The 10,646-nt window shown below is 28.8% G+C and carries 10 protein-coding genes; 7 read left to right on the forward strand and 3 right to left on the reverse strand.

Translation table 11 applies throughout. The annotated features are described in order from the left end of the window. Window positions 1-159: 159 nt before the first annotated feature. Complete coding sequence (locus BM384_RS17390; RefSeq protein WP_139232108.1) at window positions 160-423, reverse strand: Na+/H+ antiporter NhaC family protein; 264 nt, start codon at window positions 421-423, stop codon at window positions 160-162. Between the two features lie 383 nt (window positions 424-806). On the opposite strand from BM384_RS17390, the gene BM384_RS12000 reads away from it, so the two are divergent. The 4 genes from BM384_RS12000 (at window position 807) to BM384_RS12015 (ending at window position 5,552) form a co-directional block, all read left to right on the forward strand. Then, on the forward strand, window positions 807-1,295 hold the full coding sequence (locus BM384_RS12000) for an NADH-quinone oxidoreductase subunit NuoE family protein (protein ID WP_090013914.1): 489 nt from the start codon (window positions 807-809) through the stop codon (window positions 1,293-1,295). 46 nt (window positions 1,296-1,341) lie between these two features. Continuing rightward, window positions 1,342-3,153 (forward strand): NADH-quinone oxidoreductase subunit NuoF, encoded by a 1,812-nt coding sequence (locus BM384_RS12005; protein ID WP_242946020.1) that lies wholly within the window; start codon window positions 1,342-1,344, stop codon window positions 3,151-3,153. A gap of 10 nt (window positions 3,154-3,163) precedes the next feature. Then, window positions 3,164-4,873, forward strand: a complete 1,710-nt coding sequence (locus BM384_RS12010; protein ID WP_090013919.1) for an NADH-dependent [FeFe] hydrogenase, group A6 — start codon at window positions 3,164-3,166, stop codon at window positions 4,871-4,873. 70 nt (window positions 4,874-4,943) lie between these two features. Beyond that, window positions 4,944-5,552 (forward strand): cytochrome P450 family protein, encoded by a 609-nt coding sequence (locus BM384_RS12015; RefSeq protein WP_090013921.1) that lies wholly within the window; start codon window positions 4,944-4,946, stop codon window positions 5,550-5,552. A 93-nt stretch (window positions 5,553-5,645) separates the two neighbouring features. Here BM384_RS12015 and BM384_RS12020 read toward each other — a convergent pair whose 3' ends face one another. Next, complete coding sequence (locus BM384_RS12020) at window positions 5,646-6,209, reverse strand: DUF6512 family protein (protein ID WP_090013923.1); 564 nt, start codon at window positions 6,207-6,209, stop codon at window positions 5,646-5,648. Between the two features lie 96 nt (window positions 6,210-6,305). Between BM384_RS12020 and BM384_RS12025 the strand changes: the two genes are divergently transcribed. The 3 genes from BM384_RS12025 (at window position 6,306) to BM384_RS12035 (ending at window position 9,675) form a co-directional block, all read left to right on the forward strand. Then, a complete protein-coding gene (locus tag BM384_RS12025) occupies window positions 6,306-6,728 on the forward strand; it encodes a hypothetical protein (protein ID WP_090013925.1) in 423 nt (140 codons plus the stop codon). Window positions 6,729-6,795: 67 nt separating this feature from the next. Next, a complete protein-coding gene (locus tag BM384_RS12030) occupies window positions 6,796-7,728 on the forward strand; it encodes a TRM11 family SAM-dependent methyltransferase (protein ID WP_242946019.1) in 933 nt (310 codons plus the stop codon). Window positions 7,729-7,737: 9 nt separating this feature from the next. Then, the gene (locus BM384_RS12035; protein ID WP_090013927.1) at window positions 7,738-9,675 is read left to right on the forward strand and encodes a GTP-binding protein; all 1,938 of its coding nucleotides are present in this window, start codon (window positions 7,738-7,740) and stop codon (window positions 9,673-9,675) included. A 51-nt stretch (window positions 9,676-9,726) separates the two neighbouring features. Here the strand turns inward: BM384_RS12035 and BM384_RS12040 are convergent, their stop codons facing one another. Beyond that, window positions 9,727-10,170 carry an ASCH domain-containing protein gene (locus tag BM384_RS12040; RefSeq protein WP_175537362.1) on the reverse strand — a complete coding sequence of 148 codons (444 nt, stop codon included), beginning with the start codon at window positions 10,168-10,170 and terminating at the stop codon, window positions 9,727-9,729. Window positions 10,171-10,646 lie beyond the last annotated feature (476 nt).

Below are 10,646 nucleotides of genomic sequence, written 5' to 3' on the forward strand. Positions count from 1 at the left end.
AAAAAACAAACATCCAAGGAAAAAGCATCATCATAATGTTAAATCCTGCATTTAATATTAAAAATAAATACATACTTTAAAATTCACTTTTACCAGTGGATTTATTTAGTGTACCATTTTTTTAAGAAAATTTTAAATAGCTATTGAAAAAAATTTAATCTAAGGTTTCTTTTTTAAGTCTCTTATTGCTAAGTTGACGACATTGGGCGAACATCTATCTCCAAAATATAGACCTGAAATAATTGCACCACCTACAATAACAGTATTAATATCTAAAGATTTTGCAATAGTCATACATACAATTCCCATTGTACCAACAGTTCCAAAGGATGTACCTGTTATAAAGGACATTGCAGAGCATAATAAGAATGCAAATAATATAAAATACTGAGGATTAATAAAATCAACTGCATGATATATAATCTGCCATGATTTGCCCCCTGATTCTGTCTATTATATTAATGGAATTCTAACACCTACAAAAAAAGCTGTCTATTGTGTAGAAATTTCAATATATTAAGATACAATGGTATTTTTGAGAAAGTATCAAAAAGAAACTACCTAAATTATTGTTATACCAAAAAGAAGCTATTCAGAAAAAAATCTCTTAATTATTAAATGTTTAAAAAAACATGAAAATTATTCTGTTAAAATGATAAAAATGAGATTTTTAGCCTTAAAAATAACATATTAAAAACTACGCAATGAAAATATTATAACAAAATACATTATTTTCAAATTTTTTAGCATACTTACAAAATTAAATACTAAAATTAATTGTAATAAGTTTTTTGCATGGAGGTTTCATGACTTTTTGTGGACATAATTATAGAGAAATAGATAGTTTCATTGATAATATTCAATCAAAAAAAGGAGCTTTAATTGAAGTTTTGCATTATGTTCAAGATATGTATGGATATATTGATATAGATATGCAAGAACATATTTCGGAGAAGATGAATATTCCAAAGTCAAAAATATATGGTGTTATATCTTTTTATTCCTACTTTACAACAGAAGCTAAGGGAGAACATGTTATAAGTGTCTGTACAGGAACAGCTTGTTTTGTTAAAGGCTCCCATGAAATCTTAGAAGAGTTTAAGAAGATTTTAAAGATTAATCCAGGTGAAACTACAGCTGATGGCAAATTTACATTAAATACTTTAAGATGTGTTGGTGCTTGTGGTCTTGCACCAATTGTAAGCGTTGGAGATAAGTTATATGGAAGGTTTAAAAAAGAAGATGTTAGAAAAGTAATAATGGAGTTTAGTGAGGAAAAGCATGGAAGTAATTAAGGATTATGAAGAGCTTCTAAAGTTAAAAAATGAATATTATAAAACTATGAAATTAAGATTTGAAAAGACTGAAACTGATAAAATTCACATATTAATATGTGGAGGAACAGGCTGTAAGGCTTCTGGTAGTGATGAAATTTCAAAGGAACTTAAAAGAGAAATTAAAATTAATAATCTTCAAGATAAAGTTAAGGTTATTATGACAGGATGTTTTGGCTTTTGTGCTAAGGGGCCTATCATTAATATAGAGCCTGATAATGTTTTTTATACAAAGGTAAGTAAAGATGATATTCATGAAATTATAAATTCTCATATTAAAAATAATAAAGTTGTAGAAAGACTTTTATATGAAGATCCAAAAACTAAAATTAAAATTAAATCTCAAAAGGATATTCCATTTTATAAAAAGCAACATAGAATTGCCCTTAGAAACTGTGGAATTATAGATGCTGAAAATATAGAAGAAGCTATAGGAAGAGGGGCATATTCAGCACTTGGAAAAGCTCTTACATCTATGAAAAGAGAAGAGATTATAGAAGAAGTTAAAAATTCAGGCCTTAGAGGAAGAGGAGGCGGAGGGTTTAAGACGGGAGTTAAATGGGAAACTACTGCTAAATATGATTCTGATATAAAATATGTAATCTGTAATGCAGATGAAGGGGATCCTGGTGCTTTTATGGATAGAGCTATATTAGAAGGAGATCCTCATTCAGTTTTAGAGGCTATGGAAATCTGTGGATTAGCTATTGGAAGTAATATTGGCTACATTTATATAAGAGCAGAATATCCTTTAGCAGTTAATAGACTTAAAATAGCTATTAAAGAAGCAGAGGATAAGGGGCTTTTAGGTGAAAATATTTTAGGTACTGGCTTTAATTTTAAAATAGAAATAAGATATGGTGCTGGTGCCTTTGTATGTGGAGAAGCAACAGCCTTAATTCATTCTATTGAAGGTAACAGAGGAGAGCCTAGCATGAAACCTCCAAGAACAGCTGAAAAAGGACTTTGGGAAAAACCAACCTGCGTTAATAATGTTGAAACCTTTGCTAATATAAATCCTATAATTAATAGGGGCTCCTCATGGTATAGAAGTATTGGAACAACTAAGAGTACAGGCACTAAGGTTTTTGCTTTAGCTGGAAACATAGAAAATGTAGGTTTAGTTGAAGTGCCTATGGGTATTTCTTTAAATGAAATAATTGAAGATATAGGTGGAGGAGTAAAGGATGGTAAAGAACTTAAGGCAGTTCAGACAGGAGGTCCATCTGGAGGATGTATTCCAAAGTCTTTAAAGGATATAAGTATTGATTATGATTCACTAAAATCTATTGGTTCTATGATGGGGTCTGGCGGAATGATAGTTATGGATGAAGATAACTGTATGGTTGATATTTCTAAGTTTTATATGGAATTTACCTGTGATGAGTCCTGTGGTAAGTGTACTCCTTGCAGAATAGGAAACAAGAGAGTTCTTGAGATTTTAGAAAAAATAACAGAAGGAAAAGGTACAGAAAGTGATTTAGTAGAACTTAAAAATCTTTGTGAAGTAATAAAAAGTACCTCCTTATGTGGTCTTGGTGAAGCTGCTACAAATCCTGTATTAAGTTCTATGAAATATTTTTATGATGAGTATTTAGAGCATGTTAATGAAAAGCTATGTAGAAGTAGGACTTGCACAAAACTTGTTGTATATGAAATAAGTGATAAATGTGTTGGATGCACTAAGTGTGCAAGAGCATGTCCTATGTCCTGTATAAGTGGTAAAGTTAAGGAAAAGCATAAAATCGATAAGACTAAGTGTATAAAGTGTGGTGCATGCTATTCTGTATGTCCAATGAAAGCTGTTATTGTTAAGTAGGAGGAGCTCTATGGTTAGGTTAACTATAAATAATAAAAACATTGAAGTTGAAGAGGGTACAACTATTTTAGAAGCAGCAGAAAAAATAAATATAAAAATACCAACTTTATGTTATATGAAAATGAGTGATAATAAATCAGTAAATTGTAGAGGAACCTGCAGAGTATGCATGGTTGAAATTGAGGGCTATAGAGATTTAAAGCCAGCATGTTCTTTTGCTGTTAAAGAAGGAATGAAGGTTTTTACAAATTCTAAAAAGGCCATTGAAGCAAGGAAGACCATTTTAAAGCTTTTACTTTCCAATCATCCTAGTGATTGTTTAAACTGCAGTAAAAATTTAAACTGTGAGCTTCAAGCTCTAGCAAGGGATTATGGCATAACAGGAGTTACTACAAAAGGAAAGCTTAGAAAAAGATATGATGATACAACTCCTATTATAAGAGATGAAGAAAAGTGTATATTATGTAGACGATGTGTTACTTCATGCTGTAGTGTACAGGGTATTCATGTTCTTACTCCTGCTGAAAGAGGCTTTAATAGTTTTATATCTACCTTTAATGAAAAATTATTAGGGGAAACTGATTGTACTTATTGTGGCCAATGCGTAGCTGTATGTCCTACAGGAGCTCTTCAGGAAAGATTTGATTACAAAAAGCTTTTAGAAGTCTTAGAAGAAAATAAAAAGTATACAGTAGTTCAAATAGCACCTTCAGTAAGGGTAGCCTTATGTGAAGAGTTTAATATGAAGCTAGAAGACTTAACTATTGGTAAAATAGTATCTTCCTTAAAACTATTAAATTTTAAAAAGGTTTTTGATACTAATTTTTCAGCAGATCTTACTATAATGGAAGAATCAGAAGAATTAATTTCAAGACTAAAGAATAAAAAGAATCTTCCTATGTTTACTTCATGCTGCCCAGCCTGGGTTAGAATGGTTGAAACAAAGTATCCTAAATTTACAGATAATTTATCTAGTGCAAAGTCTCCTCAGCAGATGTTTGGAGCAGTAGCAAAAGCCTTTCTTCATAAAAAGTTTAATATAAATAAGAAAGATATTTTTGTAGTGTCTATTATGCCATGTATAGCTAAGAAGTATGAGGCAGATAGAGAAGAAATGAAGGATGATGTGGATATGGTAATAACAACTAGAGAATTTGCAAGGCTTTTAAGGTTATGTGCCATTGATGTAACTTCCTTAGAAGAAAGCAATTTTGATTCTCCTTTTGGAGTCTCTTCTGGAGCTGGAATGATTTTTGGGAAAACTGGTGGAGTTATGGAGGCTGCTATTAGAACTGCTTATAATAAAATTGAAGGAAAAGAGTTAAAGGAAAATTCTATAGATTTTTTAGAAAATGAAGATGGAATTTTAGAAGGTGAAACTATTTTAGGAGGAGAAAATATAAAATTTGCTTATGTTTCTTCTTTAGGAAAAGCTCAAAATCTTTTAAAGGGAGATGTTAAAAAGTATGATTTTATAGAGGTTATGGCATGCCCAGGAGGATGTATAAATGGTGGAGGCCAGCCCTTTATAAAAAGCAACTTAAAAAAGCTTAAAAATAGAACAGAAGCTGTGAATAAGATAGATGAAGAAAGTAAAATAAGAAGAAGCTCTGAAAATCCAGAGATTAAAAAACTTTATAAGAATCTTTTAGGTCAGCCTGGAAGTCTGTTATCTCACGAGCTTCTTCATACAAAGTATTATAAATATTATAAGTTATAATAGAAATTAATTTGCTAAAGGCTAAAATTATAGTATACTGAAAAAAAAGAAAAAGGCAGGGTACATATATATGGATGAACAAATAAATCTACAAGGCTTAAATGGAAAAGAAGTCTATGAAGCTTTATATGATAAGAATTTAGATACAAAGAAAAATGTTTTAGAATATATTGATAAGCTTAGAGTATTGAAAAAAGTGGAAGAAATAGATTATGATCAAATGCAAAGTGTATATGATTTTGTATATGAAAGCATAGATAAAATGCATGAATCAATAAAGCCAAATACAATAATGTATTTAAAAAATGAATTAAAGAAGCAAATAGGTAAGTATGTATTTAATAAGGAACCAGGAAAGGTAAATCACTTCATAGAGTTTTTTAAGGAAGCTTATCCACCTAATGAAAGAAGAAAGGACTTTACATGGGTTCTTATGGATATTAATAAGATAAGCGATGAGCAAATCTTAACTACATTAAAGTGCATAAACTTCTATATGCTTAAAGGAGCTCATCTTAAGGAAGATGAAAAGAAGGATATTTTAAGAGAAGTTAAGAGACTTGTAAGAAGAAAAAATCTTCATAACATTAATGATGTTAGAAGCCTTAAGGCTTTAAATGATGAGCTTGGTATTAAAATTGTAAGTAAGAATAATGAATTTATAATTAAAGAAAAGTAAAAAAATATGTTTTTGTAATAAGGATAAACTAAATAATTAAAAATTATTTGGTCTATCCTTTTTAATATATTTTGTAATTGAGCCTAAACTTATTTAAATTCCATATTTTCCAGATGAAAGTTCCATAAATAAAGGAAGCTTTGGAGGATAGAATGTAAAATTTGCAAAAGATATACACATTATAATAATTAATAAAATACATATAGAACTTAAAAAAATATTTTTTTGGCCATTATTATAAAAATGCATTCCAAGAAGCTGGCCTAAGAAAGAACCTATTAAAATAGATAAGATATCAAGAATTAGAGATTCAATATTAAAGGCATAGCGTGCAACATAGAAACAAGCAAGTATAAATAGCATGTTTGTAATTATAGATAAAGTCATAGATATTACCCATTTTGAAAAACTTATTTTATAATTTTTATTTAAAATAAAATAAGATGCTATCCAAAATATAATGGAAGGATATAAAACAAGTTTTAAATGTTCAAATACACTTTCATTTACAGGAAAAAATATTGCAGCGATTGTGCTTCCACCAGTAATGTTAAATAAAAAATGAAATAATGAAGAAAGTAAAAAAATAATTAATGTACCACTAAGAATTATTTTGTTAATTAACTTAATATCTCGTTTTTCAAATTCTTTAATCATAAATATAGTCCTATTTAATTATTATTCATTACTATATTTATTAACTTTAAATTTACTTTATACTAGTGTATAATCATTTCAATGAGGTGATTAATAATGAATTTTGAATTAGATATATTTGAACTTAGTAATCTTTTAAGTAAGATCCAAAAAAATTATAAACTTAATATAATGGTAAAGTCAGTTCAAAGTGGAGGATGGCTTACTATAAATGGTGAAGCTGTAATTTTAAAATCAGCTGTAAAGGGTGGAGAAGGCTGTGGTTCTAAATTTAATAATATATTACATATAAAAATTCTAAACCATGCTGCTTATGATGGTGCTGTAATTAAGCTTACAGGAGCTAAAGATAAAAAGTTTAAGGTGTCATTAAATCCAGCTAAAGCTATGCAGATTAGTAAAGATGGCAGCAGACAAATGATAATAAAAGAAAATGAATCTACACTAAAGGTTGACGATAATATAGTATTCAGCATAGATGAAAGTGCAGAAAAAATAAAAACATATATAGAAGAATAAAAGTTTTTAAAAGGCACGGAGTTTTTTGTGCCTTTAACTTTTTACAAAAATAGTAAGAGGTATAATATTGAAGAAGTTTTTTTATTTAATAAATTATAACAGCGAAAGAGATGAGGAACTTTGTAATTTAGAGATGGAAAGTATTTTTGGATATGTTCCTGTATTTAGGCATATAATAAGTGACATTGATACCAACCCCTCTAGAAGTCCCTTTATAAAAGAAAAAATAACTATTTTGCTTTCAGGAAAATCTATAGAGGAAATAGCAGAAAATATAACTAAAAATAATATTTCCTTTGATAGATTTAAGGTAGCATATTTAAAAAGCGGAAATAATGATGTAAGCTACAAAGAAAGGTTGGCTGCACTTAAAACTGTTGGAATAGCAGTAAATGGGGAAGCAGATATTCATAATCCTAAGGCAATGCTTGGAGTTTCAAAAATAGGTGATGAGTGGATTTTTGGAATTTTAGAAAAGAATGATTTTAAATGGCATGGTCACGATGAAAGACCGTATTCTTATTCTAATGCTTTAACTTTAAAATGTGCTAAGGCAATAGTAAATATTGCTGTTGGAAATGATTATTCTTTAAAGCTCATAGATCCTTGCTGTGGAGTTGGTACTGTTTTAGTGGAGGCTCTTGATTTAGGAATTAATATTAAAGGATATGAAATTAATCCTCAAATTGCTGAAAATGCAGTTAAGAATCTAGAGTACTTTGGCTTCCAGAATGTAGTTGAGAATAGGGATATGACTAAATCAGATGAAAAGTTTGATGTGGTAATTTTAGATATGCCTTATGGTCTTTTTACTGCCACAACAGAGGAAGTCCAAAAATCTCTTTTAAGAAAGGCTAAAGACCTTGCACCTAAGCTTGTTTTAGTTGAAACAACAGAATTTGATGATTATTTAAAGAGCTTAGGATATAATATTGTTAATAAATGTACTATAAGTAAAAACAATTTCAAGAGGCATATTCTTGTATGTAAAATAGGTTAGGAGATAAATATGAAGAAGACAATAGGAGTTTTAGCTCATGTAGATAGTGGAAAAACTACTTTCTCAGAGCAGGTATTATTTAATACTAAAGCCATAAGAAATAAGGGAAGAGTAGATCATAAAAATACTTTTCTTGATAATAATGAAATAGAAAAAGAAAGAGGAATTACTGTTTTTTCTGAAGAAGCAGTATTTAATATTGGAGACAATGAGTACTTTTTAATTGATACTCCTGGACATGTAGATTTTTCTTGTGAAATGGAAAGAATAATTGAATCTTTAGATGCAGCTATTTTAATAGTAAGTGGAGTAGAAGGAATACAGTCTCATACAGAAACAGTATGGAACCTTTTAAGGCATTATAACAAGCCAGTATTTTTCTTTATAAATAAATGTGATAGAGAAGGTTATGATAGACATAGAGTTTTAAAGGAAATTCAAGATAACTTTACAAAGGACGCTGTATTTTTAGAAGGAGATTATCTTTCAAAGGAGGAAATAATAGAGTTTACTTCAGAAAGAGATGAAGAACTTTTAAGTAAGTACTTTGAAGGTGAAGTTACTAAAGAAGATGTTTTAGAAACTTTAAGAAAAGAAGTAATGAATTCTTTAGCCTTTCCATGTATGGAGGGGTCAGCCCTTCAGGATATTGGTATAAATGAATTTTTAAAGATTTTTGATGAACTTACTGAAACTAAATATAATACGGATTCAAAGGATTTTAAAGGCCGCATTTACAAGGTAAGACATGATGAAAAAGGTAATAGAGTAGTTTTTATAAAAGCTTTAGAAGGAAGTCTTAAAACTAAAGAAGAAATAACTATAAATGGTGAGAAAGCAAAGATTAACGAGTTAAGAATATATAATGGAAATAAATTTAAAACTGTTGATAAAATTGAAGCAGGAGATAATTTTGCAGCTATAGGACTTTTTATTGGAAAATGTGGAGATGCTATTGGCATGGATGATAAAGTTGATTTTCAAATGCAACCTTCTCTTATGAGTAGTGTTATTTTTGATGAAAGCACTAATATAAAGGAAGTATACAGGATATTTAAACTTTTAGAAGATGAAGACCCAGCTTTAAATGTTCAATATAGTGAAAAGCTAGAGGAGCTTCAAATAGCAATTATGGGAAAAATTCAGTTAGAAGTTCTTAAGGAAGAAATAGAAAGAAGATTTAATCTTGATGTAGACTTTGGACCATGTAAGATTTTATATAAGGAAACTATAAGAGGAAGTGTTCTTGGATCTGGACATTTTGAACCTTTAAGACATTATGCAGAAGTTCATTTAAAGCTTGAAGAAGGAGAAAGAAATAGTGGTATATCCTTTGAAAGTAAATGTCATGTAGATAATTTAACTATAGGGCATCAAAACTTAATTAAAACTCATATTTTTGAAAGAGAACATCATGGTCTTTTAACAGGATCACCTGTAACAGATCTTAAGATAACTTTATTAACAGGAAGGGAACATTTAAAGCATACTAGTGGAGGAGATTTTAGAGAAGCCACTTTTAGAGCTTTAAGACAAGGTCTTGAAAAGGCAGAAAATGTACTTTTAGAACCTTACTATAGATTTAGAATAAATGTGCCTTCTGAATATTTAGGAAGAGTTCTTTCAGATATTCAAAAATTCTCTGGTGAGTTTGAACCTGCAGAAATCAATAATGATAGAGCCTTTATATATGGAAGAGGCCCTGTAAAAACACTTATGGAATACCCATCAGAAATAACTGCCTTTACAAAGGGTAAGGGAACAATAAGCTTAATGTATGATGGTTATGATGAATGTCACAATACTTCAGAAGTAATTGAAGAAATTAACTATAATAAGGATGCTGATATTGAGTATACATCTACTTCAATATTCTGTTCTAAGGGTGAAGGATATCTTGTTAAATGGGATGAAGCTGATGAACATATGCATTGTGAAATAGAATAATAAAATAGGCTGGTATCAAAATTTCTTTTGGTACCAGCCTATTTTAGCATTTTAGATATAAACAAGTTCAAAGGTTTCAATTACTATTGGTACATTAGGATTAAATACTCTAAATGCTTCTCTACATTCTTCTTCAAAAATTCCAATATGCTTTTGTTTCCACTCATCTATGCTCAAATAATTGTTTTCTAAGTTAATATTATCTTCAGTAATATCTTCGAATTTTATAGTTTCAACCTTTAAAGTTTTTATTATACATTTAGGTTTACGTTTATTTGTAAGAACTGTATAAGCATTTTCAGAAGGCATAGTCTTAAAAAAAGAATCATAAGAATAGATACTTGAGATAAAGGTGTTTTTTTCATTATTTATTATGTTCTCTATTGTTTCATTATCTAGCTCTATTACTATTTTATTATCATCACTAATATAATCTTTAGTTTTTTCTATAGATGTTAAATATTCTGTAAAATATCTATCAATTTCTCTTCTCATGTGCATATCTTCTCCTTCATTATATATAGTAACTAAAGTATACTTTTTATTGTAATAAATGTAAATACATTATTAATATAAAATAATATGAAATAATAACTTAATTTACAATATTATTCAACTGTGTTATTATGAATTTGATATATGGAATAAATATTTATATTTTCTGACAAAGAAGCCTTATCTGATTTTAAAGATACTTCTATATAACAGAATTATGTTTACAAAAAAAGGTTTTAAAAAGAGCCTTTATTTTTTTAAATGCATAGACCAGTTATACAAAAAAATAAAAAATTTTAAAAAGTAATTTTTTAAAAAAGGGTACACTTAATAAACCATTACTATTTTACGAATAATGGACAAGAGTGAGTTTTAAATTATATGTTATATTACTTCGTGTAAATTACTATTTAAATATAATTTTTTATGTACTTCAGGTAATCGTAATTCAAAGGGCTTTTTATCCCTAAGTATTG

The sequence above is a fragment of the Clostridium sp. DSM 8431 genome, from assembly GCF_900116755.1.
GTDB lineage: Bacteria > Bacillota > Clostridia > Clostridiales > Clostridiaceae > Clostridium.